The sequence below is a fragment of the Myxococcus sp. CA051A genome, assembly GCF_013336705.1.
Taxonomy (GTDB): Bacteria; Myxococcota; Myxococcia; order Myxococcales; family Myxococcaceae; genus Myxococcus; species Myxococcus llanfairpwllgwyngyllgogerychwyrndrobwllllantysiliogogogochensis.
On the sequence record NZ_JABUMS010000010.1, the window covers coordinates 263342 to 289836 of the forward strand.

25 protein-coding genes and 10 tRNA genes are annotated in these 26495 nt (G+C 68.1%); 16 read left to right on the forward strand and 19 right to left on the reverse strand.

The genetic code is table 11. The features are described 5' to 3' along the window. Positions 1–62: 62 nt before the first annotated feature. Genes HUA74_RS28120 through HUA74_RS28150 form a run of 7 tightly spaced genes read left to right on the forward strand, consistent with a single transcriptional unit; the run spans position 63 to position 7711 of the window. Entirely contained in the window at positions 63–1361 is a 1299-nt protein-coding gene (locus tag HUA74_RS28120) for an ABC transporter substrate-binding protein (RefSeq protein WP_174457012.1), read from the forward strand. Next, on the forward strand, positions 1348–2154 hold the full coding sequence (locus HUA74_RS28125; RefSeq protein ID WP_141647712.1) for an ABC transporter ATP-binding protein: 807 nt from the start codon (positions 1348–1350) through the stop codon (positions 2152–2154). The genes HUA74_RS28120 and HUA74_RS28125 overlap by 14 nt, the downstream gene beginning before the upstream one ends. 10 nt (positions 2155–2164) lie before the next feature. Beyond that, positions 2165–2935 (forward strand): ABC transporter ATP-binding protein, encoded by a 771-nt coding sequence (locus HUA74_RS28130; RefSeq protein WP_141647711.1) that lies wholly within the window; start codon positions 2165–2167, stop codon positions 2933–2935. Further along, entirely contained in the window at positions 2932–4752 is a 1821-nt protein-coding gene (locus HUA74_RS28135; RefSeq protein WP_174457013.1) for a long-chain fatty acid--CoA ligase, read from the forward strand. Before HUA74_RS28130 ends, HUA74_RS28135 begins: the two co-directional genes overlap by 4 nt. Beyond that, positions 4749–5642 carry a branched-chain amino acid ABC transporter permease gene (locus HUA74_RS28140; RefSeq protein WP_174457014.1) on the forward strand — a complete coding sequence of 298 codons (894 nt, stop codon included), beginning with the start codon at positions 4749–4751 and terminating at the stop codon, positions 5640–5642. Before HUA74_RS28135 ends, HUA74_RS28140 begins: the two co-directional genes overlap by 4 nt. Before the next feature lie 20 nt (positions 5643–5662). Further along, a complete protein-coding gene (locus HUA74_RS28145; protein WP_174457015.1) occupies positions 5663–6751 on the forward strand; it encodes a branched-chain amino acid ABC transporter permease in 1089 nt (362 codons plus the stop codon). Between the two features lie 42 nt (positions 6752–6793). Then, the gene (locus HUA74_RS28150; protein ID WP_174457016.1) at positions 6794–7711 is read left to right on the forward strand and encodes a transporter; all 918 of its coding nucleotides are present in this window, start codon (positions 6794–6796) and stop codon (positions 7709–7711) included. Positions 7712–7776: 65 nt separating this feature from the next. Here the strand turns inward: HUA74_RS28150 and HUA74_RS28155 are convergent, their stop codons facing one another. Continuing rightward, the gene (locus HUA74_RS28155; protein WP_174457017.1) at positions 7777–8541 is read right to left on the reverse strand and encodes an SDR family oxidoreductase; all 765 of its coding nucleotides are present in this window, start codon (positions 8539–8541) and stop codon (positions 7777–7779) included. Positions 8542–8675: 134 nt separating this feature from the next. Between HUA74_RS28155 and HUA74_RS28160 the strand changes: the two genes are divergently transcribed. Further along, a complete protein-coding gene (locus HUA74_RS28160; protein ID WP_174457018.1) occupies positions 8676–9584 on the forward strand; it encodes a LysR family transcriptional regulator in 909 nt (302 codons plus the stop codon). A 27-nt stretch (positions 9585–9611) separates the two neighbouring features. After that, positions 9612–9980: a hypothetical protein gene (locus HUA74_RS28165; protein WP_174457019.1), complete on the forward strand. Its 369-nt coding sequence runs from the start codon at positions 9612–9614 to the stop codon at positions 9978–9980. An 11-nt stretch (positions 9981–9991) separates the two neighbouring features. On the opposite strand, the gene HUA74_RS28170 is transcribed toward HUA74_RS28165, so the two are convergent. The 5 genes from HUA74_RS28170 to HUA74_RS28190 are packed head-to-tail and all read right to left on the reverse strand — an operon-like array spanning position 9992 to position 16091. Further along, positions 9992–11086: a Zn-dependent alcohol dehydrogenase gene (locus HUA74_RS28170; RefSeq protein WP_141645114.1), complete on the reverse strand. Its 1095-nt coding sequence runs from the start codon at positions 11084–11086 to the stop codon at positions 9992–9994. Between the two features lie 52 nt (positions 11087–11138). Further along, the gene (locus HUA74_RS28175) at positions 11139–12557 is read right to left on the reverse strand and encodes an aldehyde dehydrogenase family protein (RefSeq protein WP_174457020.1); all 1419 of its coding nucleotides are present in this window, start codon (positions 12555–12557) and stop codon (positions 11139–11141) included. Between the two features lie 36 nt (positions 12558–12593). Further along, positions 12594–13790: a 3-oxoadipyl-CoA thiolase gene (locus tag HUA74_RS28180; RefSeq protein ID WP_174457021.1), complete on the reverse strand. Its 1197-nt coding sequence runs from the start codon at positions 13788–13790 to the stop codon at positions 12594–12596. 5 nt (positions 13791–13795) lie between these two features. Continuing rightward, positions 13796–15319, reverse strand: coding sequence for a 3-hydroxyacyl-CoA dehydrogenase (locus HUA74_RS28185; RefSeq protein WP_174457022.1), 1524 nt, complete (start codon positions 15317–15319; stop codon positions 13796–13798). A 1-nt stretch (position 15320) separates the two neighbouring features. Further along, complete coding sequence (locus tag HUA74_RS28190; protein ID WP_174457023.1) at positions 15321–16091, reverse strand: enoyl-CoA hydratase; 771 nt, start codon at positions 16089–16091, stop codon at positions 15321–15323. 105 nt (positions 16092–16196) lie between these two features. On the opposite strand from HUA74_RS28190, the gene HUA74_RS28195 reads away from it, so the two are divergent. From HUA74_RS28195 to HUA74_RS28205, 3 genes are read left to right on the forward strand one after another with little or no spacing between them, the layout of a single operon-like run. Beyond that, positions 16197–17048 carry an IclR family transcriptional regulator gene (locus HUA74_RS28195; RefSeq protein ID WP_141645109.1) on the forward strand — a complete coding sequence of 284 codons (852 nt, stop codon included), beginning with the start codon at positions 16197–16199 and terminating at the stop codon, positions 17046–17048. A 15-nt stretch (positions 17049–17063) separates the two neighbouring features. Next, a complete protein-coding gene (locus HUA74_RS28200) occupies positions 17064–18215 on the forward strand; it encodes an acyl-CoA dehydrogenase family protein (protein WP_141645108.1) in 1152 nt (383 codons plus the stop codon). Between the two features lie 45 nt (positions 18216–18260). Then, positions 18261–19220: an alpha/beta fold hydrolase gene (locus HUA74_RS28205; RefSeq protein WP_174457024.1), complete on the forward strand. Its 960-nt coding sequence runs from the start codon at positions 18261–18263 to the stop codon at positions 19218–19220. A 5-nt stretch (positions 19221–19225) separates the two neighbouring features. On the opposite strand, the gene HUA74_RS28210 is transcribed toward HUA74_RS28205, so the two are convergent. The 6 genes from HUA74_RS28210 to HUA74_RS28235 all read right to left on the reverse strand — a co-directional run bounded on the left by HUA74_RS28210 (position 19226) and on the right by HUA74_RS28235 (position 21009). Then, on the reverse strand, positions 19226–20185 hold the full coding sequence (locus tag HUA74_RS28210) for a hypothetical protein (protein ID WP_174457025.1): 960 nt from the start codon (positions 20183–20185) through the stop codon (positions 19226–19228). 202 nt (positions 20186–20387) lie between these two features. Then, positions 20388–20460, reverse strand: a tRNA-Val gene (locus HUA74_RS28215). A gap of 10 nt (positions 20461–20470) precedes the next feature. After that, positions 20471–20544, reverse strand: a tRNA-Arg gene (locus HUA74_RS28220). A gap of 16 nt (positions 20545–20560) precedes the next feature. Further along, positions 20561–20633: transfer RNA gene (locus tag HUA74_RS28225), tRNA-Glu, on the reverse strand. A gap of 30 nt (positions 20634–20663) precedes the next feature. After that, positions 20664–20736, reverse strand: a tRNA-Glu gene (locus HUA74_RS28230). A 108-nt stretch (positions 20737–20844) separates the two neighbouring features. Further along, complete coding sequence (locus HUA74_RS28235; RefSeq protein ID WP_174457026.1) at positions 20845–21009, reverse strand: hypothetical protein; 165 nt, start codon at positions 21007–21009, stop codon at positions 20845–20847. A 95-nt stretch (positions 21010–21104) separates the two neighbouring features. Here HUA74_RS28235 and HUA74_RS28240 point away from each other — a divergent pair, with 95 nt between their 5' ends. The 3 genes from HUA74_RS28240 (at position 21105) to HUA74_RS28250 (ending at position 23825) form a co-directional block, all read left to right on the forward strand. Further along, positions 21105–22496 (forward strand): hypothetical protein, encoded by a 1392-nt coding sequence (locus HUA74_RS28240; RefSeq protein WP_174457027.1) that lies wholly within the window; start codon positions 21105–21107, stop codon positions 22494–22496. Positions 22497–22553: 57 nt separating this feature from the next. Then, positions 22554–23345, forward strand: coding sequence for an AraC family transcriptional regulator (locus HUA74_RS28245; RefSeq protein ID WP_174457028.1), 792 nt, complete (start codon positions 22554–22556; stop codon positions 23343–23345). Positions 23346–23435: 90 nt separating this feature from the next. After that, positions 23436–23825 (forward strand): VOC family protein, encoded by a 390-nt coding sequence (locus HUA74_RS28250; protein WP_174457029.1) that lies wholly within the window; start codon positions 23436–23438, stop codon positions 23823–23825. 6 nt (positions 23826–23831) lie between these two features. Here the strand turns inward: HUA74_RS28250 and HUA74_RS28255 are convergent. The 7 genes from HUA74_RS28255 to HUA74_RS28285 form a co-directional block, all read right to left on the reverse strand. Then, positions 23832–23902: transfer RNA gene (locus HUA74_RS28255), tRNA-Ala, on the reverse strand. A 104-nt stretch (positions 23903–24006) separates the two neighbouring features. Beyond that, positions 24007–24081: transfer RNA gene (locus HUA74_RS28260), tRNA-Pro, on the reverse strand. Between the two features lie 28 nt (positions 24082–24109). Then, positions 24110–24185, reverse strand: a tRNA-Pro gene (locus HUA74_RS28265). A gap of 9 nt (positions 24186–24194) precedes the next feature. Beyond that, positions 24195–24269, reverse strand: a tRNA-Leu gene (locus HUA74_RS28270). Positions 24270–24304: 35 nt separating this feature from the next. Then, a tRNA-Ala gene (locus HUA74_RS28275) sits at positions 24305–24376 on the reverse strand. A gap of 17 nt (positions 24377–24393) precedes the next feature. Continuing rightward, a tRNA-Gly gene (locus tag HUA74_RS28280) sits at positions 24394–24465 on the reverse strand. Positions 24466–24569: 104 nt separating this feature from the next. Next, positions 24570–24722, reverse strand: coding sequence for a hypothetical protein (locus HUA74_RS28285; RefSeq protein ID WP_174457030.1), 153 nt, complete (start codon positions 24720–24722; stop codon positions 24570–24572). 222 nt (positions 24723–24944) lie between these two features. On the opposite strand from HUA74_RS28285, the gene HUA74_RS28290 reads away from it, so the two are divergent. Then, positions 24945–26318 carry a hypothetical protein gene (locus HUA74_RS28290; RefSeq protein ID WP_174457031.1) on the forward strand — a complete coding sequence of 458 codons (1374 nt, stop codon included), beginning with the start codon at positions 24945–24947 and terminating at the stop codon, positions 26316–26318. Positions 26319–26495 lie beyond the last annotated feature (177 nt).

Genomic DNA, 26495 nt, shown 5'->3' on the forward strand with positions numbered 1-26495 from the left:
GTCTTTCCTCTTCGAGGGGAGTGTGGCTACTGTTCCGCCACGATTCTGACGGGGAGAGTGCGATGCAACGACTCGTGGTCGGACTCCTGGCGACAGCTTTCTGTTTGATGGCTTGCAAGAAGGAAGAGGCTTCGACACCACCGTCGGAGGGCGCGCAGGAGCGTCCCGTGGCGGCACCAGACATCAAGACAGACAAGGGCGTCGACCTGGAGAAGAAGGTCGTCTACATCGGCGCGCTCAATGACGAGAGCGGGCCCGGCGCGGCCATCGGCAAGCCCTTCGCCGCGGGCAAGCGGCTGCTCGCCCAGCAGGTGAACGCGGGTGACTCCGGCCTGCTGCCGCCCGGCTGGCGCATCGAGCTCGTCGAGAGGGACCACGCCTACAACCCGCAGAACGCCGTGCAGGCGTACAGCGACATCCACGACCGCGTGCTGTTCCTGGGCACCAGCTTCGGCACGCCCAACACGCTGCCCCTGCGCGACAAGATGACGGCGGACAACCTGGTGGCCTTCCCCGCGTCGCAGTCCTCGGAGATGGCGCGACACCAGTACACGCCTCCCATTGGCGCCTCCTACAAGATGGAGGCGATGCGCGCCATGGACTGGGCCGTGGAGCACGCGGGCGGCGCGGACAAGGTGAAGGCCGCCATCGTCGCGCAGGGTGATGACTACGGGAAGGACGGCCTGGAGGGTTGGAGCGAGGCCGCGAAGCACCACGGCGTCACCATCGTCTCGCAGCAGAGCGTCGCGCCGGGGCAGAAGGACTTCGCCGCCATCATCACCGCGCTCCAGCAGTCCGGCGCCAACTACGTGTTGCTCACGGTGCTGCCCAGCGCCTCGGGTCCCATCCTGGGCACGGCCGCGCAGCTCAAGTATCAGCCCACCTGGGTGGGCCAGACGCCCGCGTGGGTGGACCGCTTCTTCGACGCGAAGGTCATCCCCGGCGCCGTCTTCGCCAACTTCTACTGGGCCACGGGGCTCACCTTCTGGGGCGACGACGTGCCCGGCATGAAGGACTTCCTCGCCCTGGTCGCGAAGTACCCCAACACGCCGAAGGACTTCTACACGCTGTCCTCCTACGTCCAGGGCCGCGTGCAGATTGAAGCGCTCAAGGCGGCCATCGAGTCCAAGGACGTCACGCGGGCCGGCTACCTCAAGGCGCTCAAGGGCATCACCCGCACCACCGCAGGCGGCATGACGGTGGAGCCGGTGGACCTGTCCCGGTTCCCCTACGAGACGTCCGTCGGCGCGCGGGTCCTCAAGCCCGTGCTCGACCAGGGGAGCTGGAGTGTCGTCGCGGGCTTCGCGCCGCCGAAGGCGCTGGGTGCCTCTGCCGCCAAGGCCGCCGATGACAGCAAGTAGTCCTGCCCTGCTGCGCGTGCAGAACCTCCAGGTCGTCTACCACTCGGCGGTGCGAGCCCTCCGGGGCATCACCCTGGAGGTTCCTCACCAGGGCGTGGTGGCCCTCCTCGGGCCCAATGGCGCGGGCAAGTCCACCGCGCTGCGCGCCATCAGCGGCCTGCTCGACATGCACGACGGCGCCATCACCCAGGGCAAGGTGGAGCTGTCCGGGCAGAGCCTCCTGGCCCTTCCCGCCGACGGGCGCGTGCACGCGGGCGTGGTGCAGGTGCTCGAGGGACGTCGCATCCTCGGCGAGCTGTCGGTGGAGGAGAACCTCCTGGCGGGCGGCTTCGGCATGGGCGCCCAGGCACGCAAGGAGCTGGTCGAGTCCGCCTTCACGCGCTTCCCCGTGCTGCGCGAGCGACGGCGACAGAAGGCCGGCTACCTCTCCGGTGGAGAGCAGCAGTTGCTGGCCATCTGCCGGGGACTGATGCGACGGCCCAAGGTGCTGCTCCTGGACGAGCCCTTCCTGGGCCTGTCGCCCAAGGCCGTGGGCGAGGTGTCGGAGCTGATTCAGCGCATCAGCGCCGAGGGCGTCGCGGTGCTGCTCGTGGAGCAGAACGCGCGGGTCGCGCTGACGCTGGCCAGCCACGGCTACGTGCTGGAGACGGGCAAGGTGGTGCTGGACGGCCCCGCGGACACGCTGCGCGAGGACCCCGACGTGCAGGAGTTCTACCTGGGCTTCGGACGCGAGGGGCAGCGTGGCTACCACGAGCTGAAGCGGTATCGCCGCAAGCGGCGCTGGCTTTCGTGAAGGGTGAGGAATGGCACTGCTGGAGCTCGACAACGTGGGCCTTTCCTTCTCCGGGGTGCGTGCCCTGGATGGCGTCTCGTTCTCCATCGAGGCCGGCGCGCTGCACGCGGTGATTGGTCCCAATGGCGCGGGCAAGAGCAGCCTCTTCAACTGCATCAGCGGCATCCATCGCCACATGGAGGGCCGCGTGAAGCTGGAAGGACAGGCGCTCGCGGGCCTGGAGCCTCCGGAGATTGCCCGGCGCGGCGTGGCGCGGATGTTCCAGAACCTGGCCCTCTTCGAGCACCTCACGGTGTTGGAGAACCTGCTGCTCGGCCGTCACCCGAAGTACCGGACGGGACTGTTGCGCAACCTGTTCTGGACGCGAGGGGCGCGCGCGGAGGAGGTCCGCCACCGCGAGAAGGCCGAAGAGGTCATCGACTTCCTCAACCTGGAGCACTACCGGTGGATGCCCGTCTCGGTGCTGCCCTACGGCATCCGCAAGCGCGTGGAGCTGGGCCGCGCGCTGTGCATGGAGCCGAAGCTGCTGCTGCTGGATGAGCCCACGGCGGGACTCAATCAAGAGGAGACGGAGGACATGGCGAACCACCTGCTCGACATCCGTCACGAGCTGGGGGTGACGCAGGTGCTCATCGGCCACGAGCTGCGCTTCGTGATGGACCTGGCCACGCAGGTGACGGTGCTGGACCGGGGTCAGGTCATCGCGAACGGGCCGCCTTCCGCGCTGCGCGAGGACACACGTGTACTGAGCGCGTACGTGGGCGGGGCGGTGGCGGCATGAACGCGGCGCTTCCCCTGAGCCTCCCGGGCCAGCTCTTCCAACGCGCGGAGCAACACCCGCACGCGGTGGCCATCCGCGAGAAGCGCCTGGGCATCTGGAACGAGCTGTCCTTCCAGGGCTACCTGGAGCGCGTCGGCTGGGCGGCGCGGATGTTGTGGGAGCTGGGCGTGCGCGCCGGAGACTCGGTGGCCATCATCAGCGACAACCGTCCGGAGTGGCTGTTCGCGGACCTGGGCACCCAGGCGCTCGGCGCGCGTTCCGTCGGCATCTATCAGACGAATCCACCCTCCGACGTGGCCTACATCCTCAACGACGCCCAGTGCCGCGTCGTGCTCTGCGAGGACCAGGAGCAGTACGACAAGGTCGCCACCGTCGCGGCCGAGACACCCTCCGTCCAGCACATCCTCGTCGTCGAGCCCCGCGGGCTGCGCGGCGTGGAGGACGCACGGCTGCGCACGTGGGAGCGCTTCCTCGAGGAAGGGCGCGCGCTGCTGGAGCGGGAGCCGGGCTGGCTCCGCGAGCAACTCGCGCGACGCACGCCCGACGAGGGGGCCATGGTCATCTACACGTCGGGGACCACGGGGGCGCCCAAGGGAGCGCTCATCTCCAGCCGCAACATGCTGGAGGGCTCGGCGACCTTCACCGCGCAGCTCGGGTTGGGCCAGGACGACAGCGTCGTCTCGTACCTGCCGCTGTGTCACGTCGCGGAGAAGCTGTTCAGCCTGCTGTTGCCGCTCGTCGTCGGAGGGAAGGTCCACTTCGGTGAGGCCCTGGAGACGGTGCAGCACGACGTGGCCGAGGTCTCCCCCACCGTGTTCCTGGGCGTGCCGCGCATCTGGGAGAAGATGCACGCGGCGGTGACGGTGAAGATGCGCGATGCCTCGTGGCTCAAGCGCACCCTCTTCGACACCTTCACCCGACTGGGCGCCGGGATTCGCGAGCGGGAGCGCACCGGACAGCGGCGCTGGTGGGACGCGCTCGTGTGGCGCGTCGGAGACCTGCTCGTCTACCGGCCGCTCCAGGAGCGCCTGGGACTGCGGCGCTGTCGCTTCCCCATCTCCGGCGCGGCGCCCATCTCTCCGGAGCTGCTCGCCTGGTACGACAGCATCGGCGTCCGCATCTACGAGGGCTACGCCCAGACGGAGGGCTCGGGCTCCAGCCACCTCAACGTCCCGGGCGCCACCCGACTGGGCACCGTCGGACGCGCCGTGCCGGGCGTGGAGTGTCGGCTCGCGGAGGACGGCGAGGTGCTGGTGCGCGGGACCAACGTGTTCCTCGGCTACCTCAACAAGCCGGAGGCCACCGCCGAGGTCCTTGATTCCGAGGGCTGGCTGCACACCGGAGACTTGGGCGATATCGACGCGGACGGCTACCTGCGCATCACCGGCCGCAAGCGCGAAATCCTCATCACCTCCGGCGGAAAGAACCTGTCGCCCGAGCGCATCCAGAACGCGCTGAAGAACAGTCCGTACATCAAGGAGGCGGTGGCCATTGGCGACCGCCGGGCCTTCGTCACCGCGCTGGTGCAGGTGGACCCGGAGACGGTGGCGGACTGGGCGCTGCGCCGCAAGATTGCCTTCACCTCGTACACGGACCTCACGCTGCGGCCCGAGGTGCGCAAGCTCATCGAAGAGGAAGTCGCGCGCGCCAATGAAGGACTCGCGCGAGTCGAGCAGGTGCGCACCTTCCGGCTGCTCGCGCGCGAGATGACGCAGGACGCGGGTGAGGTGACGGCGTCCCTCAAGGTGCGGCGCAAGGCGGTGCTCGCGCTGCATTCAGCGCTGGTGGAAGAGATGTACGCGAGGACACGCGAATGACGCAGTTGCTCCAGCTCAGCATCTCGGGACTGGCGCTCGGGGCGAGCTACGCGCTCATCGCCCTGGGCTTCTCGGTCGTCTACCGAGCCTCCCGACTCTTCAACTTCGCGCACGGTGAGCTGCTCAGCCTGGGCGCGTTCCTGATGACGGCGCTCGTCGAGGTGATGCCGTGGTGGCTGGCGCTCGCCGCCTCCGCGTGCCTCACCGGTGGACTGGCCGCGCTCCTGGAGCGCACCGTCCTGCGGCGCATGGTGGGGCGGCCCGTCTTCACCACCATCATCCTGACGCTGTTCCTGGGGTTGCTCCTGCGCGCGGGCATCGTCATCGCCTTCGGCACCGACACGCGCGGCATGCCGACGCCGTGGGACGCGATGGCGGAGGTGCAGGTGGGCAACTCCACCGTGCTCCTGTCGTCACTCATCTCCCTGGGCGCGACGACGGTGGTGCTCGTCGGGATGCACGCGCTGGTGCAGCGCACGCCGATGGGCGTGGCGATGCGCGCGGCCAGTGAGAATCAGGAAGTGGCGCTGGTGCTGGGCATCCCCGTGGGCCGGGTGCTCGCCTTCACCTGGTTCCTGGCGGGAGCGACGGCCGCGGTGGCCGGCATCTTCCTGGGGATGTTCCCGCGCTCGGTGGACTCCAACCTGGGTTACGTGGCGCTGCGCGCCTTCCCCGCCATCATCGTCGGAGGACTGGAGTCGGTGGTGGGCGCGGTGGTCGCAGCGTTCATGTTGGGGCTGCTGGAGGTGCTGTCCCAGGCGTACGTGAATCCGCACCTGGGTGCCTTCGGGCACAACTTCCACGCCGTCTTCCCCTACGCCGCGATGATTCTCTTCCTGGTCCTGCGTCCGCGCGGACTCTGGGGCGAGCACGAGGTACGCCGCGTCTAGGCGCGCCGCGAGACGACATCATGCCAACCCGCCCCCTGGTGATTCGGTACGAGGACGACCTGAAGCTCTTTCCCGGCCTGTGGCAGAGGGCCGGCGTGGTGCTGACATTGAGCATCGCCCTGGCGTACCCGTGGCTGGTGAGCACGCGGTGGCTCACGGTGGGCAACCTGGGGCTGGTGGCCATCGTCGGCGCCGCGTCCTTGATGGTGCTCACCGGCTTCGCGGGACAGGTGAGCCTGGGGCACGCGGCCTTCCTCGCGCTGGGCGCGTACACGGTGGCGGTGCTCGGCGCGAAGCATGGCTGGCCGTTCTGGCTGGCGCTGCCCCTGGCGGGTGGCGTGTCCGCGCTGGTGGGCGTGGTCATCGGCGCCTTCGCGCTGCGGCTCAAGGGTTTGTATCTGGCCATCGTCACGCTGGGCCTGGTGTTCCTCACGCAGCACGTGCTGCTCGCGTATCCAGAGGTGACGAACGGGCTGAGCGGGACTGCGGTGCCCATGTACTGGTGGTTCCGCGATGACGCGGGCGTGGCGGCTTCGCTGAGCGAGACGTGGCGGGTGGGTGGGGTGGGCTTCACCTTCGAGCGGAAGCTGTACTTCGTCTTCGCGCTCCTGGCCGCGGGCACGGTGTGGCTGACGAAGAACCTCCAGCGCTCCGACAGTGGCAGGGCGATGATGGCGGTGAGGGACCAGGACCTCGCGGCGGAGGTGCTCGGGGTCGGCACGACGCAGGCGAAGCTCCAGGCGTTCGGTGTGTCGTCCTTCCTCGCGGGTATCGCGGGGGCGATGTTCGCGTTCCAGCAGCAATACATCACCGTCGAGCCGCCCTTCGACCTGAACCTCTCCATCCAATACATCGCGATGATTGTGTTGGGAGGGGTGGGCACGGTGTTCGGCGCTGTGAGTGGCGCGCTCGCGTTCACCTTCTTGAGTCCCCTGGCGGAAACGGTGGGCGGCGCGATTCCCCTGGTGAACCAGCTCACGTCCGCGCAGCAGGCGACGGTGTTGCTGTCGCTGGTGGTGGTGTTGGTGCTGGTGCTGGAGCCGCTGGGGTTGTTCGGCGTGTGGCTGCGGGTCCGACGGTACTTCCAGGCGTGGCCGTTCCGTTACTGAGTCAATCCAAGTCGTCGACGTTCAATGAGGGAGGGAATCACCATGAAGCGCGTGCTGCTCACTGTCCTGTTCGTATCGTTGCTGTCGGCCACCGGTGCCCAGGCCCAGCAGGCGGACCTGCGTGACTACGAGGCCGGTTTCTTCGTGCCGCACCGGGGCATCATCTCCAACATGTACCTGCGTCACGTATCTGCCTCCGGCGAGCGTGACTTCTCACAACTCCAGGCGGCCTTCCGCGCCACCTACGTGCTCAAGTTCGGTGACCTGGTCGTCGTCCCCTTTGACGTGAGCCTGCCAGTTGTCGACGTGACGGTGTTCACGGGCAACCCCGCGACGCCGTCCGCCCCGAAGACGGCGCTGCGCGCTTCTGGCGTGGGTGACGTCACGTACATCCCCACGATTGGATATGGGCTCGTTCAGAACCCCGAGGACAACACCCATACGTGGTTCGCCTTCACGCCCTACGTCACCGTTCCGGTGGGCCAGTACGACAGCAACAAGCTGGTGAACATCGGCGCCAACCGCTGGGTGGTGCGCCCGCAGCTCGTCGCGGGTCAGCGCTTCAAGAAGATCTTCACGGTGGAGGCGATGGCGAGCATGGCCTTCCAGGGCGACAACGACGAGTTCCTGGTGCCGAGCGCGGAGGGTGGCTCGAAGCTGGTGATGAGCCAGGCGCCGTCCTTCGGCGGCATCTTCCACTTCGGCATGGACCTGTCCTCCACGTTCTTCACCGGCGCGGGGTACATCGTCGAGGCGTCCGGCAAGCGCACGATTGATACGCCCGTGGGTGAGGTGGAGGTCGCCAAGCGCACCACGGTGCAGTCGTTGCGGCTGACGATGGGCATCCGGCTGGAGAAGGCGTCCACGCTGATGCTCCAGTTCCAGCCTGACGTCGCTGTCTCGGAGGGCGTGACGAAGAGCCAGTTCATCGGCGCGCGCTTCACGCACGTGTTCTTCTAGGCCGCGCGTCTTTGGGAGACGGCCCTGTCACTCGGGCCGTCTCCTCGCGGTTGGATGTGCATGGCTCACGTCCGGGTGATGGACACGCCTCCGTCCACCAGCGTCGCGGTGCCTGTCACGAAGGATGCGTCATCGGAGGCGAGGAACAGCGCCGCCTTCGCGAGCTCCTCGGGCGTGGCCACCCGCTTCAGGGCGTGCAGCCCGGTGATGAACGTCTTCGACTCCGGCGACGCGTTCACCGATTGATACATCGGCGTGTCGACACCACCCGGCAGCAGCGCGTTCACCCGGACGCCCTTCGGGCCGTACTCGGCGGCGAGCGCCTGGGTCAGCCCCACCAGTCCGGACTTGCTCGCGGAGTAGGCCGCGGTGCCCGGGAAGGCGAAGCTGTAGCCGACGAACGTCGACGTGAAGATGATGGAGCCCGCGCCCTGCTTCACCATGGGCCCCAGTTGGTGCTTCGCGCCGAGGAAGGCCGCGGTCAGGTTCACCGCCAACGTGTCGCTGAAGCCCTGCTCCGAAACCTCGGTGCTCGGGCCGCTCTCGCCCATGACGCCCGCGTTGTTGAAGGCGATGTCCAACCGGTCGAAGCGCCGCACCGCGAGCGCCACCAGCGCGCGGGCGTACTCTTCCGAGCGAACATCGCCCGCCAGCGCTACGGCCTTTCCACCGGCCGCGACGATTGCGGCGACCAGCGAGTCCAGTTCCTCCTTGCGGCGCGCGCCCACCACCACCTTCGCGCCCTCGGCCGCGAACAGCTTCGCCGCCGCCCGTCCGATGCCCGCGCTCGCTCCGGTGATGATGGCGACCTTCCCGTTCAACCGTTCCATGACTGGCTCTCCCGCGATTCGGCCGGCGAGGTGCCGGCGTCGATGAAAGAGAGATACGCCTCAGCTTTCCTGGGCGTAAGGGTTGGAAGCTGGTCGACTCATTCAGTTTTTATGAATGATGGGAGGCCGCACCCGTGGATCGTCTCCGAGCCTTCGAGGTCTTCGCCTCCGTCGTCCAGCGAGGCAGCTTCACCCAGGCGGCGGACGCGCTCGACACGTCGGCGGCCAACGTCACGCGCTACGTGCACGAGTTGGAGCGACATCTCGGCACGCGCCTGCTCAACCGCACGTCACGTCGAGTGTCGCTGACGGAGAGCGGCAAGGCACTGTACGAGCGGGCGCGCACCATCCTGGAGGAAGTGGCGGAGGCCGAGGCCCTGGCTTCGGCGAGCACCGTCCAGGCACGAGGCCGCCTGCGCCTCAACGCGCCGTTGAGCTTCGGCATCCTGCACCTCGCGCCACTGTGGCCCGTCTTCCTCGAGCGCCATCCAGAGGTCGAGTTGGATGTGTCGCTCTCCGACCGCGTCGTGGACCTCGTCGAAGAGGGCTACGACCTGGCCATCCGAATCTCGCGTGGTGGAGCGGGGAGCAACATCGGCCGGCGGCTCTCCACTTCACACAACCTGGTCTGCGCGTCGCCCGAGTACCTGGCCCGCCACGGTGTGCCGAGGCAACTGGAGGACCTCTCCCAACATGTGTGCGTCGCATACAGCAACTCGTCGATGGCCGAGGAGTGGCCGCTCACGGACGCTGCGGGCAGGACTCAGGTCGTGCGCATGCGCAGCGTGATGCAGAGCAACAATGGCGACACCGTCCGGGCCGCCGCGCTCGCGGGCCGGGGGCTCATCTGGCAACCGAGCTTCCTGATTGGTGAGGACCTTCGCGCCGGGCGCCTGGTGCGAGTCCTGTCGGAGTACTCGCTGCCAGACATCGACATCCTCGCCATCTATCCCAGCCGGCGACACCTCTCCGCCAAGGTCCGACTGATGGTCGACTTCCTCGCCGAGCAGTTCCGAGGGACACCTCCCTGGGAACGGACGTAGTACGAGTCACACAGCAAGGAGGGGCGGGTGAGCGACGAGCAGCAGAGGAGTCTCGACGAGCTGGGGCGGAGGATGGAGGAGCGGGGCTTCGTCTACCGGGACGTTCGCTTCTTCGCGACCTCGGGGATTGTCGTGGGCACCCGGCCCATCCCCAAGTTCATCCCCATCGAAACGCCGCACGGCACAATGGAGCTCGACGTTTCCAGCAGTGAGAGGCGCGTCGCGCTCTATGCCAGCCCACGGGGCTGGGCGGCCCGCGTCACTCCGCATGGAGGTCCGCACTGGATACGCGGTGCGGACACACTGGACGAACTGGAGGCCATCGCGCTCGAGGCCCTGGGGACTTCGATTGTTCCCCCAGGGCCGGACTGGCGAATCGCCGACGATGCGGAATAGGAGCCCGCGCGTCAGAAGAGGACTACGCCCCGAGCATTCACTCCGCTGTTCATGTCGGTGAAGGCCCGGTCGAGCTGGTCCAGCGTGTACGTCGTCGTCACCAGCTCATCCAGCTTGAGCTTCTTCTGCGTGTAGAGCTCCAGCAGCCGGGGCATGTCGCGGTGGATGTCCGCCGTCCCGAACCAGGAGCCGAGCAGCCGCTTCTCGAACAGGGGCAGCACGAAGACGTTCAGGCTGATCTGCTCCTTCACGCTGCCCACGCCGACGACGACACAGGTGCCAGCCTTGCGCGTGCACTGGTACGCCTGCTCGATGGTCTCCTTGCGACCCACCGCTTCGTACGCGTAGTCCGCGCCCCGTCCCTTCGTCAGCTCGCGAATGGCCACTACCGGGTCCGTCTCTCGCGCGTCGATGACGTCCGTCGCGCCGAAGACCTTGGCGAACTCCAGCTTCCTCGGGTGGACGTCCACCGCGATGATGCGCTCCGCGCCGGCAATCACCGCGCCCTGGATGATGTTCAACCCCACGCCGCCCGTGCCGAACACCACCACGGAACCTCCGGGCGGCATCTGCGCCGTGTTGAGCACCGCGCCCACGCCCGTCGTCACCGCGCAGCCAATCAGCGCGGCCTTGTCCAGCGGCGCGTCCTCCGGGAGCCGCACCGCCGCCCGAGCGGGAACCACCGCGTACTCCGCCAGCGCACCGAGCGCGGAGAAGACATTCAGCTCCCGCGAGTCCTTGCGCAGCCGCGAGCTGCCGTCCGGCATCCGGTTGCTCGCGTTGATGCGTTCGCCCAGCTCACACAGGTTCGGACGTTGGATGCGACAGAAGTAACACTCCCCACATTGCGCGACCCACGAGAGGACGACCTTGTCGCCCTTCTTCACGTGGGTGACGTCCTCGCCTACTTCCTCGACGATGCCCGCGCCCTCGTGCCCGAGCACACAGGGGAGCTTCATCTTCACGGTGCCGTTCACCACGGACAGGTCCGTGTGACAGACACCACAGGCAACCATGCGAACGAGTAACTCGCGCGCCTTGGGCGGCTCGAAGCTCACGTCGGTGATGGTCAGCACGTCCTTCTCGAAACACACGGCGGCCTTCATGGGGGCTCCTGATTCGGAGGGAGACAACGAGAGGGGGGACGACGGACGAACGTCAGAGCTGCATCGCTTTGAGTTCCTGGAACTCCTCCAGCCCGTACCGGCCCAGCTCACGGCCATGTCCGGACTGTCGGTAGCCACCGAACGGTGCCAACGGATTGAAGCGGCCACCGTTGATGTCCACCTGACCGGTGCGCATCCGCCGAGCCACCCGCTTCGCGCGCTCCACATCCTCCGACCAGACGCCACCGGCGAGGCCGTAGATGGTGCTGTTCGCGATGCGGACCGCGTCGTCCTCGTCGTCGTACGGCATGATGGCGAGCACGGGACCGAAGATTTCCTCCTGCGCGATGCACATCTCCGGGGTGACGTTCGCGAAGACGGTGGGCTTCACGTAGTAGCCCTTCGGGAGTCCCTCTGGCTGCTCGGGACCACCGGCGACGAGCTTCGCGCCCTCGCGGATACCCTGCTGGATGTACTCACGAACCCGCGTGCGCTGCGCATCGGAGATGACGGGACCGAGCTTCGCCTCACCCTTGAACGGGTCCCCCAGCGTGAAGCCGGCGGCCACCTCCGCGGCCAGCTTCACGGCCTCTTCATGCTGCGCGCGCGGAACGAGCAGGCGCGTGTGGGCCGTGCACGTCTGCCCGCTGTTGAGGAAGCAGTTGCCGACGCTCCGCTTCACGGCGGTCTTGAGGTTCGCGTCATCGAGGATGATGGACGCCGACTTGCCGCCCAACTCCAACGACACCCGCTTGACGGTGGCCGACGCCACCTCCGACACGCGGCGCCCCGCGCGCGTCGAGCCCGTGAAGGACACCATGTCCACCTCGGGGTGACGCACGAGCGCCTCGCCCACAACGGGGCCCGTTCCCGAGACGAGGTTAAAGACCCCGGGCGGCACTCCAGCCTCGTGAAGAATCTCCGCGAGCATGAAGGCGTTGAGCGGAGCCACTTCGCTCGGCTTGAGGACGACGGTACAGCCCGCCGCCAGCGCGGGAGCCACCTTCGCGATGGTCTGATGGAGCGGATAGTTCCACGGAGTGATGCAGGCGACGACGCCCACCGGCTCGCGCACCACCAGGGAGTTGCCCACCTGCTCCTCGAAGGAGAGGTCCTGGAGGAGCTGCACATAGGTGCCCGTAACGGCGATGGGCGTGCCCACCTGGATGGGCTTCGACAGCGCGATGGGCATGCCGAGCTCGCCCGTAATCGTCCGGGCCAGCTCATCTTGCCGCGCCGTCAGCCCCGCCTGGAGCCGGCGCAGCAGGGCCGCGCGCTCCTCGACGGGGCGGGTGGACCACGTGTCGAAGGCGGCACGCGCGGCGCGCACCGCCCGGTCCACGTCCTCCACGGTGCCTTCTGGGATTCGCCCCATGACCTCCTCGGTGGAGGCACTGAGCACATCGATGTGTCCCGTCCCCAGGGACGCCACCCACTCACCGTGGATGTAGAGCTTGTCGTAGACCTGCATGCGGTTCTCCCAACGTCAGAGGAATGAGCGGAGCCGTCAGACGCGCTCCAGGACGGCGGCGATGCCCTGCCCCACCCCGATGCACATGCTGACGAGCGCGTAACGACCACCGGAGACCTGGAGCTGGCGCGCGGCCGTCAGCGCCAGACGCGCACCGGACGCCCCCAGCGGATGACCGACAGCGATGGCGCCGCCATTCGGATTCACCCGGCTGTCGTCCTCGCTCAGCTCCAGTAGCTTGAGGCAGCCGAGCACCTGCACGGCGAAGGCCTCGTTGACTTCGATGACGTCCACGTCGGCCAGCGTCAGTCGCGCCCGCTCCAACGCCTTGCGCGCGGCCGGGACAGGACCCAGGCCCATGGTGCGCGGCGGAACCCCGGCGATGGCGGCCGAGACGATGCGCGCCAGGGGCCTGCATCCCGCCTGCTCCCCCACGTTGAGGGAGCCGACGAGCAGGGCCGCCGCACCATCGTTGATGCCGGACGCGTTGCCCGCGGTGACGACCCCGTCCGGCGCGAGCGGCTTCAGTGTGGATAACTTGTCGAGCGTGGTGTCCGCGCGCGGATGCTCGTCCGCCGACACCGTAGTGACGGCGCCCCGTCGGCCCGGAAGTTCCACGGGGACCAGCTCGCCGGAGAAAAAACCGCGCGCCTGAGCGGTGGCGTATTTCTGCTGGGACGCGAGGGCAAAGCGGTCCGTCGCCGCTCGACCAATGCCCAGATCCCGGGCGATGTTGTCCGCCGTCTCTGGCATCGTGTCTCCGCCGAAGCGAGCCACGAGGCGTGCGTTGGGGAACCGCGCGCCCAGCGTCGTGTCGAAGACCTGGGCTTCACGGCTGTAGGGCGACTCCGCCTTGCCCATCGCGAAGGGCGCGCGGCTCATGCTCTCCACGCCTCCCGCGACGAGTAGCTCACCCTGCCCCGTCATCACGGCGCGCGCGGCATCCAGCACCGCGGCGAGACCGCTGCCGCACAGCCGATTCACCGTGACGCCGCCGACCTCGAGAGGCAGTCCCGCGAGCAGCGCCGCATGGCGCGCCACATTGCGGCTGTCCTCGCCCGCTTGATTGGCGCAGCCGATGACGACGTCCTCGACGGCACCGGGCTCGAAGGGGCCTCGAGTGAGCAGCGTCCGGATGACACCCGAGAGCAGGTCATCGGGACGCACCGGGGCCAGGGCTCCGGCATGACGACCGAACGGAGTGCGCAGCCCGTCGTAGATATAGGCGCTCATGAGAGTCACTTCTCCGGAGTAAGGAGGGAGACACCGAGCCGGGCTCGGCGGGACAACCACGGACTGGCGCGGTAACGGGGGTCTCCGGAGGCGGAGTGAATGGCCTCCAGCACCCTCAGCAGTCTGCGAGGCCCGAGCGCGTCACCCCAGGCCAGCGGCCCTCGGGGATAGCCGAGCCCCAGCGTCACGGCGGCATCAATGTCCTCGGGACTCGCGATGCGCTGCTGCGCGATGTCGCAAGCGATGTTGACGAGCGTGGCGAGCACGCGCTGCGCGACGAAGCCCGTGCTGTCATGGATGCGCGACACCGCAGTGCCGTCCGCCGCGAGCAGCGCCAGCGCCGAGTCCAGGAATGGCTGACGCGTCACCGGCGTCGTCATCACCGTGCGGCGACGCTCCGGGCCGAACAAGAGGTCCACGGCCACGGTGCGCTCGGGGTCCACCTCCAGCGCCAACGCGGTGGTGGTCGCATCACGCCCCAGCGGCGCCACCAGACACAGTGACTCCGGCTCGGGTCGCTCACCGTCATCCGGGAACCAGCCCGCCGCGCGCACCAGGGACAGCAGGGCGTCGCGCCAGCCAGGCTCATCGGCGGCGACCCACACGGGCCGACGCTCGCCCGACGGAATCGCGGGCTCCGGTTCGACGTGAGGTTTGCCCCCCTCGTGTGAATAGAAGCCCCGTCCGCTCTTGCGTCCAAGCAGTCCCGCCGTGAGCCGTTGCCGCAGCACATACGAAGGACGGAAGCGCGGCTCCTGGTAGAACTGCTCGTAGACGGACTCCATCACCGGGTGGGAGACGTCGAGCCCCGTCAAATCCAGCAGCTCGAAGGGCCCCATCCGGAACCCCGCCGCCTCGCGCAGCACCCGGTCGATGTCCGCGAAGGAGGCGACGCCCTCCTGGAGGATGCGCAGCGCCTCTGTGCCGAAGCCGCGCCCCGCGTGATTCACGATGAAGCCCGGCGTGTCCGCCGCACGCACGGGCCGGTGGCCCAGACGCAGAGCCAGCGTCACCAGGGCCTCGCCCACCCAGGACTCCGTACGAGCGCCCTCGATGACCTCCACCACCTTCATCAACGGCACGGGGTTGAAGAAGTGGAAGCCACCGACGCGCCCCGGGCGCTCGCATGCCGAGGCGATGGCCGTCACTGACAGCGACGAGGTGTTCGTGGCCAGCAGGCAATCAGGACCGACGATTCCCTCCAGGCGCGTGAAGAGTTCCTGCTTCACACGGAGGTCCTCGACGATGGCCTCCACCACCACGTCACAGCCCGCGAGTGACGACTCCTGGGGAACCGGCTCCAACCGAGCCGTCGCCGCGCGCGCGGCCTCGGGGGACAAGCGTCCCTTCGCCGCCAGCGAGTCCAGCATCGATGCGACGCTCGCGCGGGCTTCGTCGGCTGCCCGGGGACGGGCATCGAACAGGCGCACTGTGATTCCGGCCTGCGCGGCGAGCTGGGCGATGCCGCGACCCATGACCCCGGTGCCGACGAGGCCCAGCGTGAGCGTGGAGGATTGGACGTCGACCATGTCAGCGTCCCTCGAAGGCGGGCTTGCGCTTGTCCAGGAAGGCCCGCATGCCTTCCTTCTGGTCCCTGGTCGCGAAGAGGAGCTGGAACGCCTTGCGCTCCAGCAAGAGCGCCTCCGACAGCGACGCATCCTGCCCCGCGAGGACGACCTCCTTGATTTGCCGCACGGCCAGGGGCGGCATGCGCGCCACCTTCCGCGCGAGCGCCAGCGCCCGCTCCAGCACCTCCGCGTCGGGGACGACCTCCGTGACGAGCCCCATCGCCTCCGCTTCCCGGGCCGTCATCGGCTCGCCGGTGAGCAGCAGCTTCATCGCCTTGAACTTCCCCACCGCCCGCGTCAGGCGTTGAGTGCCACCCGCGCCCGGCATGATGCCGACACGAATCTCGGGCTGGCCAAAGCTGGCGCCCTCGCCCGCGACAATCATGTCCGCGTGCATCGCCAGCTCACAGCCACCCCCGAGCGCAAAGCCATTCACCGCGGCGATGACCGGGCTGGGGCACTCCACCAGGGATTGCCAGAGTCGATGTGTGTCTCGGAGCAACAGCTCCACGGGCGTCGCCTCCGCCAGCGCTCGCAGGTCCGCGCCCGCGGCGAAGAACTCCGGTCCGCCCGTCAGGACGATGCAACGAACGGCCGTGTCCGCTCCCAGCTCCAGGAAGCAGGCAGCCAGCTCCTGACGCAGCTCCAACCCCAATGCATTGCGAACCTCGGGGCGATGGAGTCGCACCAATGCGACGCCTTCCTCTGGCTTCTCAATGAGCACCTGGGCCATGGGCTGGTCTCCCTAATTTCGCTGTGCGAAATTGAGTTTCGCAAACCTTGACCCATTTGTACTGTCTGTTTATCGTGAAGGCAATCCCGCACTTTCAGGACCGCTATGCGACGCTTCGCAGCCCTCTCATCCCCTCCCAATGACGATGGTGCCCCCTACGTGGAGTCGCTGGAGCAGGTGGGCGAAGAGGAAGTGAAGGACCGTCAGTTCGTGACGGCGCTCGCGCGCGGGTTGGAAATCCTGCGCGCCTTCACGCCTCAGCGCCCCATGCTCGGCAACCAGGAGCTCGCGGCGAGCACGGGGCTGCCCAAGCCCACCATCTCCCGGCTCACGCACACGCTGACGCGGCTGGGCTACCTCACGTATTCCCAGCGACTGGGCAAGTACCAGCTCGGCACCCGCGTGCTGGCGCTGGGCTTCGCGGCGCTGTCCAACATGGGCGTGCGCGATGTGGCGCGGCCCTTGATGCAGGACCTGGCGGACTACGCCAACGTCCCGGTGTCCCTGGGCAGTCGAGACCGTCTGAATGTCGTGTACGTGGAGCACTGTCGCTCCACGGCGGCGGTGACGCTGCGGCTCGACATCGGCTCACGGCTGCCGCTAGGCACCACGGCCATGGGGCGGGCGATTCTCGCGGCGCTGCCGGAGGGCGAGCGTCGCTACTTCATGGGACACATGGCGAAGCGCGAGCCGGAGAAGTGGCCGCGCATCGAGGCCAGCATCGAGAAGTCGCTCGAGGAGTACCGCACGCACGGCTTCACGCTCTCCGTCGGCGACTGGGACAAGGACGTCAACGCGGTGGGCGTGCCCTTCATCGCGCCGGACGGCAGCGGCTTGCTGGCCTTCAACTGTGGCGGCCCGTCCTTCCTGCTCCCACGCCAACGACTGCTCCTGGATATCGGTCCCCGTCTGGTGAATCTCGTCCGCAACGTCGAAGCGGCCCTCCAGCACCGCTGACAAGGAATCCCTGCCATGATTCGCGAGGACGACACGCTGGACCCGCTGCTCGCCATGCTGGAGCGCTTCGTGAAGGAGCGCTTGATACCCAACGAGCATCGCGTCGCGGATGAGGACGCCATTCCTCCCGACATCATCATGGAGATGCGCGGACTGGGCCTGTTCGGCCTGTCCACTCCCGTGGAGTACGGCGGCATCGGACTGAACATGAGCCAGGAGGTGCAGGTGGCCTTCGTGCTCGGACAGACGTCGCCCGCCTTCCGCTCGCTCATCGGCACCAACAACGGCATCGGCTCGCAGGGAATCATCCTGGACGGCACGGAGGAGCAGAAGAGCAAGTACCTGCCCCGCCTGGCCTCGGGAGAGATTGTCGGCGCCTTCGCGCTGACGGAGCCGAACGCGGGCTCGGATGCGTCGTCGCTGAGGACCACGGCCCGGCGCGACGGTGACGTCTATGTGCTCAATGGCACCAAGCGCTTCATCACCAACGCGCCGGAGGCCGGGCTGTTCACGGTGATGGCTCGCACCAACCCCGACGAGAAGGGCGCGGGTGGCATCTCCGCGTTCCTCGTCGAAGCAGGCACACCCGGGCTGCACATCGGCCCCGCCGACCGGAAGATGGGACAGAAGGGCACGCACACCGCCGACGTGCTGTTCGAGGACTGTCGCGTCCCGGCGACCCAGTTGCTCGGGGGCGTGGAGGGCCAGGGCTTCAAGACGGCGATGAAGGTGTTGGACAGGGGCCGGCTCCACATCGCGGCCGTGTGTGTCGGTGTCTCCGAGCGCCTCATCCGCGAGAGCCTCCGCTACGCGATGGAGCGCGAGCAGTTCGGCAAGCCCATCGCGGAGTTCCAGCTCATCCAGGCGATGCTGGCCGACAGCCGCATGGAGGCCTACGCCGCCCGGTGCATGGTGCTGGACGCGGCCCTGCGCAGGGACCAGGGACAGAACATCAGCACCGAGGCGTCCTGCTGCAAGCTGTTCGCGAGCGAGATGGTGGGGCGCGTCGCGGACCGCGCGGTGCAGATTTTCGGCGGCGCGGGCTACATCGCGGATTACGGCATCGAGCGCTTCTATCGGGATGTGCGACTCTTCAGACTCTACGAGGGCACCAGTCAGATTCAGCAACTGGTCATCGCGCGCAATATGATGCGCGAGGCGAGCTGAGCCGGCCCCGCGAGGCGCCGGCGCCACCCCGCCTTGGGAGCAAGCATGTACGTGGCATTCGGAGTCCTTGCTGGCATCACCGTCTCCGTGCTCGCCCTGCGGCAGTGGTTGCTGCGCAGGGAGGGCACGCCCAGCCCGAGCGAGCCCTTCGACGGGCACGTCTACCGGGTCGGCAAGGCGGTCATCGCCGAGCGACGCTGCGAGCAGCCCCGCGCCACGGTCATCGGCATGCACGGCTTCGTGGCGGACATGCGCTACTTCACTCGCCACTACGGCGAGGCGGACATCCAGCTCATCCTGGTGACGAGCTGCGACTACCACCTGCCCATCACCACACCTCGCGAGCAGCCCGCTCCCTGGGCGAAGGTCCCAGCGCAGCCCGAGGGCACCATCTCCCACGACGCCGCGGTGCTGGTGCAGGCACTGGAGCACCTGCCGAAGACGGACGTGGTGCGGGTGCATGGCCACTCGCGAGGGGGCGCCGTCGTGCTGGAGGCCGCGAAGCAGCGACCGGACCTGTTCGAGCGCGTGGAGGTGGTGCTGGAGGCCCCCGTGCTCCCGCAAGCACGGCCGTACACGAGCATGACGCGCTCGCAGGTCTGGCTGCTGCCCTTCGTCATTCCCCTGTGGCGCCGCGCGCCCATCTCCCGCCACAACCGGGGCGCCTGGGGACCGCTGGAGGACGCTCGCAAGCGCGAACTCATCATGGCCTTCCCCTTCAACCCGAAGCGGGTGTCGACCATGGTGGCCAACGTGCTGGACATCGGCGCCTGGAGTCGGGAGCGCGACGCTTCGCTGTTCCGGAACATTCGGCGCGGCACGGTGCTCGTCCCGGGCAAGGACCGGGTGCTGGAGTCCTCCTCCATGCTGGAGAGCGCGCAGCGTGCGATGCCGGAGCTCAGCGTGGTGACGCTGGACGGGTGCAGCCACTTCGTCCTGTGGGACCGGCCGGACGCGCTGCCCTCGCTGGCTCGCGCCACGGAGCGTCCCGCCGCGAGTGGGTGAGCTTCCTACTTCCGATGCCACCAGCGCTTGCGCGCGGCGCGGACATCGGACCAGTCCACCAGGCTGTCGTGCACGTTCTCCTGGCCCCGCTGCGCGTCGGGCATGTCGCCCGACTCCACCCGAGCGATGAGCTCCGGCAGCCGCTCGTAGAACGTGGGTGAGCGGTACTGCGGATGCAGCGTCCACAGGCCAGGGCCCGTGCCCAGGAAGTCCAGCCGCCACAGTCCCTTGCGAGCCATGGTCCGGGTGACGAGGTTCTCCGGCTCCCGGTAGGGGGGGTTGCCGGCGCGCAGCGCCCGCAGGGCATGGATGGGGGGCGCCAGTCGCGCGCGCAGCGGGCCCAGGCGCCGCGTCATGGCGTCGCGGTCCACCAGGAAGACCCGGCTGCTGAAGCGACGGAAACGGAACGCCTGGGGCGCGCCATCCGGCTCATACCAGCGGGCGTCCACGCCAATGGTGCCATCCGCCCTCGGAGGACCCGAGAGCGGACTGCAGCTCACCAGTTCCTCACGCGCGGCGAGCTGCTCCGCCGCCTCCGCCACCCACGACCGTGAGCCGCCGCCAATGAGCATGTCCGCGTCCAGGTGCAGGACATGCCGGTGCGCCGCCTGGGCCACGCCGAAGAAATAGGAGTGATAGGGGCCGCCGCGCGAGTCCTTCATCGGCAGGCGTGAGCCCCCGAAGAAGCGCTCGGAGAGGGCCTGGGTGGTGGCGGGCGAGTAGTCCACCTCCACCACTCGCACCCGAGGGTCCGCGGCGCGCAGCTCCGTGAGCAACGCCTCCATCTTCGGCTTCCGCTCCAACCACGCTTCCGCGAAGCGACTGCCCTGGCTGCGATGCAGGTCCAGCACCAGCAGGATTTCCCGCACGGAGGGACCGAGCTGACGGAGCTGGTGCGGCAGGATGAGTCGCGCGTGCGGGTGGTCCGTGGGCGCCAGGTTGATTTGCAGCGTGACGGCGCTCATGGCGCGCCCGTTCCGGCGTGGAGACCCGAGGCAACACGGACGGGCCTCGCCCACCACGGCCCCTGGTGGGCCGCGAGGCAAAGGCAGACATCTACGAGGTTTGAAGTGGGCTCATCCATGGCGGGCGGGTCACTCCTTGCCACAACCGGATGAATGACTCAACGCGCGGGCGCATTTCCTCGCGCCTTGCTTGCATCGAGAGTGCACGCCCCGGGAGTCGAACCCGGCGAAGGCGGTACGTCAGACCGCTGCCGTCACCCGCTGGCTCGGCGTGCATGTTGCGTATGGTCCTGGCAGGAATCGAACCTGCGACCTCTCGGTTCGCAACCGAGTGCTCTCATCCGCTGAGCTACAAGACCTGAAGAACCGCGTGAGTACCCCGTACGGGAGTCGAACCCGTCTTTCCGCAGTGAAAGTGCGGCGTCCTTCGCCAATAGACGAACGAGGCAACTGGCTGCTGCGAGACCGCTTGGGGAAGTACCTCGTACGGGAGTCGAACCCGTCTTTCCGCAGTGAGAGTGCGGTGTCCTTCGCCGATAGACGAACGAGGCAAGTGGGTACTGCGAGTGAGGGGACCCGGGGAAAAGGAAGAGGCCGGGTCCCCTCTGGGAGCCCGGCCTCGGAGAGCCATGCCGCGTCGGTCGACGTGGCGTGGAAGCTCAGAGTCCGGGTGGAGCTCCACGGAAGGACGCGATGCCTTCCAGGAACTCATCCTCTTCAGAAGCGGTGTCCTGCTCGGTGTTCGCGAACAGCACGGCGATGCCGCGGACAGTGTCGTTCTTGCGCTTGAGATTCATCGGGCTCATCGGATTCACCGTCGGCATGGTCACCGCTCCTTTCGCCTTGGACTGACGCATCTAAAATTGGCTCCTGACAAACCGTGTATTCACGTGAGCAACCCTGATTTAACGTCTCAAGCATGAGTTCATATCGACTCCCCGTTCGGGCGCTCGTTGTCACATGGAACGCCGTCGACGGCATCGGCACCCTGCGCACGGAGGATGGTGGCGAGGTCCGCTTCGGCGCCTCGGCGTGCACCGACTTCGAGCCTGAGACAGGGCTCGACGTATGGCTCGTGGAGACCAAACCCGACCCGCTGGGCCGTGGCGAGCGCGCCAAGGTGGTGAATCGCTCCGGACGCGTGGAGCAGGACAAGCTCTCCCAGTTCGAGCAGGAGGCCGCCGAGGAGGAGGCCCGCTTCGAGCGGGAAGCAGCGCTGCTCGACACCGTGGGGCTCTCCGAGGAGCCGGAGTCCACCGACTACGAGGCGCTGACAGCCAAGGAGCGCTCGCGCCTGGCCCGAGGGCTGATGGAGCTGAAGCGAACCTCCCATCTGGCCGAGGAGCCCTTCACCCACCTGGTCGAGCTGGAGCCCGCCCTCTTCCACCCATACCTCGACGAGCTTTCCCGCGAAGAGGAGCCGGAGTGCCTGGCCTGGGTGGACGCACCGCTGCACCGCGCCCTCGCGCTCACCCAGGAGCTGCGCACGGACTGGACGCCGAATCGTGGCGGGCCTCCCGTGGGCTCGGTGATGAGCCACCAGGACGCGGGGCGACAGGAGCGAGCCCCAGGAGACCCGGTGGCCGCCGCCGCGCTCGCGCTCGGGCGCAGCGGACACCCCGAGGCCCTGCGCGCCCTGGAGCAGTGGATGGCCGGGCTCGGGGAAGAGGAGCAACGCGAGGCGCTCCACCTGCTGTTCCTGGCGGATGTCGGAAGACGCCCCTCTGGAGAGCTGGTGTATCTGTACTCACGGACATGTCTCGAAGGTGTCGCGAGCGAGGCGTCCGAGGACGGCCCCGCGCCCGTGGCGAAGGGACTGCTGTGGTTCCCCACCGTAGGTGCCGCCTGTCTGACCTGCGGTTCCGGACTGGTGGACGCGCTCCGGCTCGATGAAGACACCACGGGCCACCCCTGGCCCACGCGCCTGCCCACCTGCCTCGCCTGCATCTTCCAGGGCGGCGTGGTGCACGTGGAGGTGTCACGGGATGGAACGCTGGGACGGGCCGTCTCCCAGGTCTCTGAATCCCCGCATTCGCACAAGATCCGCCCCCCACCCACGGGCACGGTGGAGCTCGTCCCCGGGCGCATCCGACGAAGCGTTCCACGGAGCGAGCGGGAACAGCACCACCGGCTCGGAGGAGCCCTCTCCTGGATTCAGTCACCGGATGTCTTCGACTGCCCCAACTGTGGCGAGCCCATGCGCGCCGCCGGGCAGGTCCGGGACGAGGACGCATGCTTCTCCGACATCGGCATGCTGTACGCGGTGGCCTGCGGGCCCTGCAGCATCGTCACCACGTTCTCCCAGTCGTGAAGGCCCGCGCGCGGCCCGACCTCCAGCGCTATCCTCCCTTCATGTGGAGGGTGTGGGATGCACGAGGGTGAGGCGTTGGGCGGCTACACGGAGGTGTCGCCCTCGGGAGTCCTGGCGGACCGGGTGGACGCCTTCTGGCGCTTCGTGGCCCCGACGTCCCAGGGAGCAAGCGAACCTCCCCGCGTCCACCGGGTGCTCCCCGACGGCTGCACGGACCTCATCGTCCACTTCCGCGACGCCAGCGCCGTCGGCCGAGGTGCCGAGCCCCGTCTGACGGTGGTCGGCCCCATGGAGCGCTTCGCCCTCGTCGACCTCGAGCCGGGCTCAGTGAACCTCGGCATCCGACTCAGGCCCGGCTGGGCGCTCGCGTTGCTCGGAGTGAGCCCTCGCGAGCTGCGGAACCTGAACGTCCCCGTGGAGGAATGCGCGCCGGTGTTTCGGGCCCTCCAGCAGCGACTGTCGTCCTGTCGCTCGCTGAAGCACGCCATGTCTCTGCTTCAAGAAGAGCTCTCGATTCGCAACGCCTCCCCTCGATACATGCCGAGGGCTCGCACCACCCATGCCCTGCAGTGCATCCAGTCGTCCGCCGGGCAGGTGCGCATGTCCTCACTCGCCCGCACCCTGGGCATCAGCGAGCGGACACTGCATCGGGATATCCTGGAGGAGGCAGGGGTGGCCCCCAAGCTGCTCGCCCGGGTGCTCCGCTTCCAGCGGGCCCTCGCGCGCCTGCGCACGGGGCAACAGGACCTGAGCACCCTCGCGCTCGACTGCGGCTACGCGGACCAGTCCCACTTCACCCGTGAGGTTCGCGAGCTGGCGGGAGTGTCCCCCACCGGGCTCCTGGAATGAGGCCTGTCCGAATTCTTCAAGACGCTCCAGTGGGGGCATGAGAGACCCGCGACTCCTGGCGGTACCTCACCTTCTCCTCGGAGCGTTCCCATGCAGCTCGGCTATGTCATCCTCTACGTCCCGGATGTGCCCGCCACCATCGCCTTCTACGAGACGGCGTTCGGCCTGAAGCGGCGCTTCATCCACGAGAGCAACTCGTACGGAGAGCTGGAGACGGGCACCACGGCCCTGGCCTTCGCGTCGGAGGAGATGGCGGCCCACAATGGCCTCACCGTGCGCTTCCACCGGCCGAAGGAGACCGCCGCCGCGGTCGAGGTGGCGCTCGTCACTCCGGACGTCGCGGCCGCCTTCCAGCGCTCGGTGCAGTCGGGTGCGAGCCCCGTCCATCCACCCAAGCAGAAGCCCTGGGGACAGACGGTGGCCTACGTGAAAGACCTCAACGGCGTGCTGGTGGAAATCTGCTCCCCCATGTCCGCCTGAGGTGAATGGAATCGCCGGGAATCGAACCCGGACCGCCCGGACGCCAGCCGAGTGCTCTCCCGTTAAGCCACGATCCCTGAAGGGGTGCTGCCAGCGCTCCGACAGGGAATCGAACCCTGTTCACACGGTAGACGGCCGTGCTGCGATCCAATCGCATCCCGGAGCTGATACGAACGACACATCTGGATGACAGGATTTGAACCTGCGGCCTCACGGATCCGAACCGTGCGCTCTGGCCAGACTGAGCTACATCCAGGAAACTCACAGCCACTGCGTGCAACGAGTCGGGACGACTGGATTCGAACCAGCGACCTCACGCACCCCAAGCGTGCGCTCTATTCCAAGCTGAGCTACGTCCCGAAACCACCATGCCGCGAGCGGGAGTCGAACCCGCAACCTCTGCATTCTGAGAGCAGCGCCTCTACCAGGTTGGGCTACCGCGGCGTTTGAAACAGACACGAACAACAACTGTGATTGAGTGGAGCCGCCGGGATTCGAACCCGGGACCGCTCGGATGCGAACCGAGTGCTCTCCCGCTGAGCTACGTCCCCATGAATGTCTTTGAGTAAGCAGCCTGCGGGATTTGAACCCGCGTCGTCCTGAGTGGCGCTCAGGTGCCTCGCCTCTCGGCCAAGGCTGCGTGTGCTGGTACTGGTGCGTGCCCGGAAAAAGAGAAGGGCCGGGTCCCCTTTCGGGAGCCCGGCCCTGCCTGCCGTGCCACGTTCGAGAACGGGCGCGGAAGAGTCAGGTTCCGGGCGGACGACCGCCGGCGGTATCTCCCAGCAGGGCTGGAGCAAGAGCGGTGGCAAGACCGGCGGGCGCGAGCGCATCGATGCCGCTGACAGTGTCGTTCAGAATCTCGGGGTTCATCGGGCTCGTCAGGTTCGCCGTCGTCATGGTCACCGCTCCTTTCATCGAGAAATGACGCGCGGATATTTCATCCCTGACATGCGAGTGTTTTCAGACAGGGATTGCCCCGCACACACCAGCATCCGCGAGGCGACACCCTTGTCGCACCGGGGCTGACCGGGCTTCCGGTTCGGGGTATGAGTCAGGACGAAGCCCGCGCCGCTCCCCCCTGGCCGGAGGGGACGCCGACGTCGGGGTGAGACCCCTCGGATGAAGACCACCCTTCCCCTCGCCCTGGCCGCCCTGCTCGCCCTCCCTGGCTGTGCGCAGAACGATGAACCGGCCCTCTGCAACTTGTCGCTCCCAGGGGAAGCGCCAGGCATCGACCCACTGCTCGTCCCGGTGGGCGCTCCCGCGGCGATGCGCGTGGACATCGCCACCCGGACGCTCCAGTGCGAAAGCGGCAAGACGGCCCAGGCTCCCGACACCGCCACTGCGGAGGTCTTCGACCCGGAGAACCAACTCATCCCCTCCGAGGTCTCCCTGCAGGCGTCGGGCACGGTGGCCACGCTGAGCTTCACGCCCACCGTCGTGGGTCGGCACCACGTCATCCTCGCCTTCACCCCGGTGGGTGGCATCCGGCAGCTCGGCGTCTATGCGGCGAGCCACTGGGCGGGGGCTCCCTCCCCCGTCACCCTGCCCCTGCCCCGATGTGGCCAGCTCGAGCGCACCGCGCACGGCCTGTGGCTGTGTGACGGGGTCGCATTGCGCAGCCCCTCCGACCGGCCCCTGCGGCTGGGCACCGGCGCTACGCCTCCCGATGTGGCCGTGTCGGGCAACGTCGTCTGGGTGGTGGGAGATGGGCGGGTGCGCCGGTACGTGGATACGGGCTCCGAATTGGAGCTGACAGGCTCGCTGCTGCTGAGCACGACGACGGGCGTGAAGGTCATCCAGTCGCGACTGGCTTCGGAGAACGAGCTGGTGGTCCTGGACGCCGAGCTCCTGCACCGCTTCGTCTTCACCGACACCGGGGTGCTTGAGTCCCCCACTCCCACGTTCTGGGCGACAGGGCAGCCTCGGATACCCTTTGGCCTGGACAGCGCGGTGGGGCTGCTGGTGCGCGCGGCGGAGGACCAGGTGTTGGTGGTGAGTCAGCCTGGGCCGATCGACAACAGCACGGCCTGCGCCTTCAAGGTCGGAGCGGACGGGGGCTTCCTGCCCGAAGGCCTGCTGTGCGCTCTCGTACGCGGCAGACCCGTGGGGATGGAGGACGGCATCCTGTGGACCCAGGTCGGCGTCAACATCCCCACGTTGAACGCCGGACGCATGCTGCATCGCTGGGGCATCTCCGAGGGGCGGCTCGAGGAACGCAACGCGCTCATCCTGGATGCCTCCATCGCCGTGGCCGACGCGCCCCTCCGAGGGGGCTTCACCGTCCCCGCCCTGTACGCCGTCCCCCGGAAGAACACCGCGCTGACACGGCCGAGGGTCCTCCCTGACAGGTCCGCGCTGGGGCTGGAGCTGATGCCCACCAACATGCCGCTCGCCGAGGGCGCTCGCGCCACCTCACCCCGCTTTCATTGGGGCGGAGACTCGCGCCCCACTGTCGGCTTCACCACGGTCTACGAGCAGGCCCTGCCCTGAATCCACCGGTCCGAGCCCCGGAAGCGACTGGCTGGGGCTCCCACGAACGGTCCACGGCCCCGGGCTGGTGACAGGTTCGGAAAAAGCGAGGGGAGATGGTTGCCTGCCTCTCGCAGTGCCCTCCGTGCGGGTGTAGAGAGGCCGGCGCGTCGCGACTGGCCGCGCGCTCCCACCCTC

Coding starts and splice junctions, on each gene's coding strand:
- HUA74_RS28120 (WP_174457012.1), top strand. CDS start 63: ATGCAACGACTCGTGGTCGGACTCCTGGCGACAGCTTTCTGTTTGATG.
- HUA74_RS28125 (WP_141647712.1), top strand. CDS start 1,348: ATGACAGCAAGTAGTCCTGCCCTGCTGCGCGTGCAGAACCTCCAGGTC.
- HUA74_RS28130 (WP_141647711.1), top strand. CDS start 2,165: ATGGCACTGCTGGAGCTCGACAACGTGGGCCTTTCCTTCTCCGGGGTG.
- HUA74_RS28135 (WP_174457013.1), top strand. CDS start 2,932: ATGAACGCGGCGCTTCCCCTGAGCCTCCCGGGCCAGCTCTTCCAACGC.
- HUA74_RS28140 (WP_174457014.1), top strand. CDS start 4,749: ATGACGCAGTTGCTCCAGCTCAGCATCTCGGGACTGGCGCTCGGGGCG.
- HUA74_RS28145 (WP_174457015.1), top strand. CDS start 5,663: ATGCCAACCCGCCCCCTGGTGATTCGGTACGAGGACGACCTGAAGCTC.
- HUA74_RS28150 (WP_174457016.1), top strand. CDS start 6,794: ATGAAGCGCGTGCTGCTCACTGTCCTGTTCGTATCGTTGCTGTCGGCC.
- HUA74_RS28155 (WP_174457017.1), bottom strand. CDS start 8,541: ATGGAACGGTTGAACGGGAAGGTCGCCATCATCACCGGAGCGAGCGCG.
- HUA74_RS28170 (WP_141645114.1), bottom strand. CDS start 11,086: ATGAAGGCCGCCGTGTGTTTCGAGAAGGACGTGCTGACCATCACCGAC.
- HUA74_RS28175 (WP_174457020.1), bottom strand. CDS start 12,557: ATGCAGGTCTACGACAAGCTCTACATCCACGGTGAGTGGGTGGCGTCC.
- HUA74_RS28180 (WP_174457021.1), bottom strand. CDS start 13,790: ATGAGCGCCTATATCTACGACGGGCTGCGCACTCCGTTCGGTCGTCAT.
- HUA74_RS28185 (WP_174457022.1), bottom strand. CDS start 15,319: ATGGTCGACGTCCAATCCTCCACGCTCACGCTGGGCCTCGTCGGCACC.
- HUA74_RS28190 (WP_174457023.1), bottom strand. CDS start 16,091: ATGGCCCAGGTGCTCATTGAGAAGCCAGAGGAAGGCGTCGCATTGGTG.
- HUA74_RS28195 (WP_141645109.1), top strand. CDS start 16,197: ATGCGACGCTTCGCAGCCCTCTCATCCCCTCCCAATGACGATGGTGCC.
- HUA74_RS28200 (WP_141645108.1), top strand. CDS start 17,064: ATGATTCGCGAGGACGACACGCTGGACCCGCTGCTCGCCATGCTGGAG.
- HUA74_RS28205 (WP_174457024.1), top strand. CDS start 18,261: ATGTACGTGGCATTCGGAGTCCTTGCTGGCATCACCGTCTCCGTGCTC.
- HUA74_RS28210 (WP_174457025.1), bottom strand. CDS start 20,185: ATGAGCGCCGTCACGCTGCAAATCAACCTGGCGCCCACGGACCACCCG.
- HUA74_RS28235 (WP_174457026.1), bottom strand. CDS start 21,009: ATGCCGACGGTGAATCCGATGAGCCCGATGAATCTCAAGCGCAAGAAC.
- HUA74_RS28240 (WP_174457027.1), top strand. CDS start 21,105: ATGAGTTCATATCGACTCCCCGTTCGGGCGCTCGTTGTCACATGGAAC.
- HUA74_RS28245 (WP_174457028.1), top strand. CDS start 22,554: ATGCACGAGGGTGAGGCGTTGGGCGGCTACACGGAGGTGTCGCCCTCG.
- HUA74_RS28250 (WP_174457029.1), top strand. CDS start 23,436: ATGCAGCTCGGCTATGTCATCCTCTACGTCCCGGATGTGCCCGCCACC.
- HUA74_RS28285 (WP_174457030.1), bottom strand. CDS start 24,722: ATGACGACGGCGAACCTGACGAGCCCGATGAACCCCGAGATTCTGAAC.
- HUA74_RS28290 (WP_174457031.1), top strand. CDS start 24,945: ATGAAGACCACCCTTCCCCTCGCCCTGGCCGCCCTGCTCGCCCTCCCT.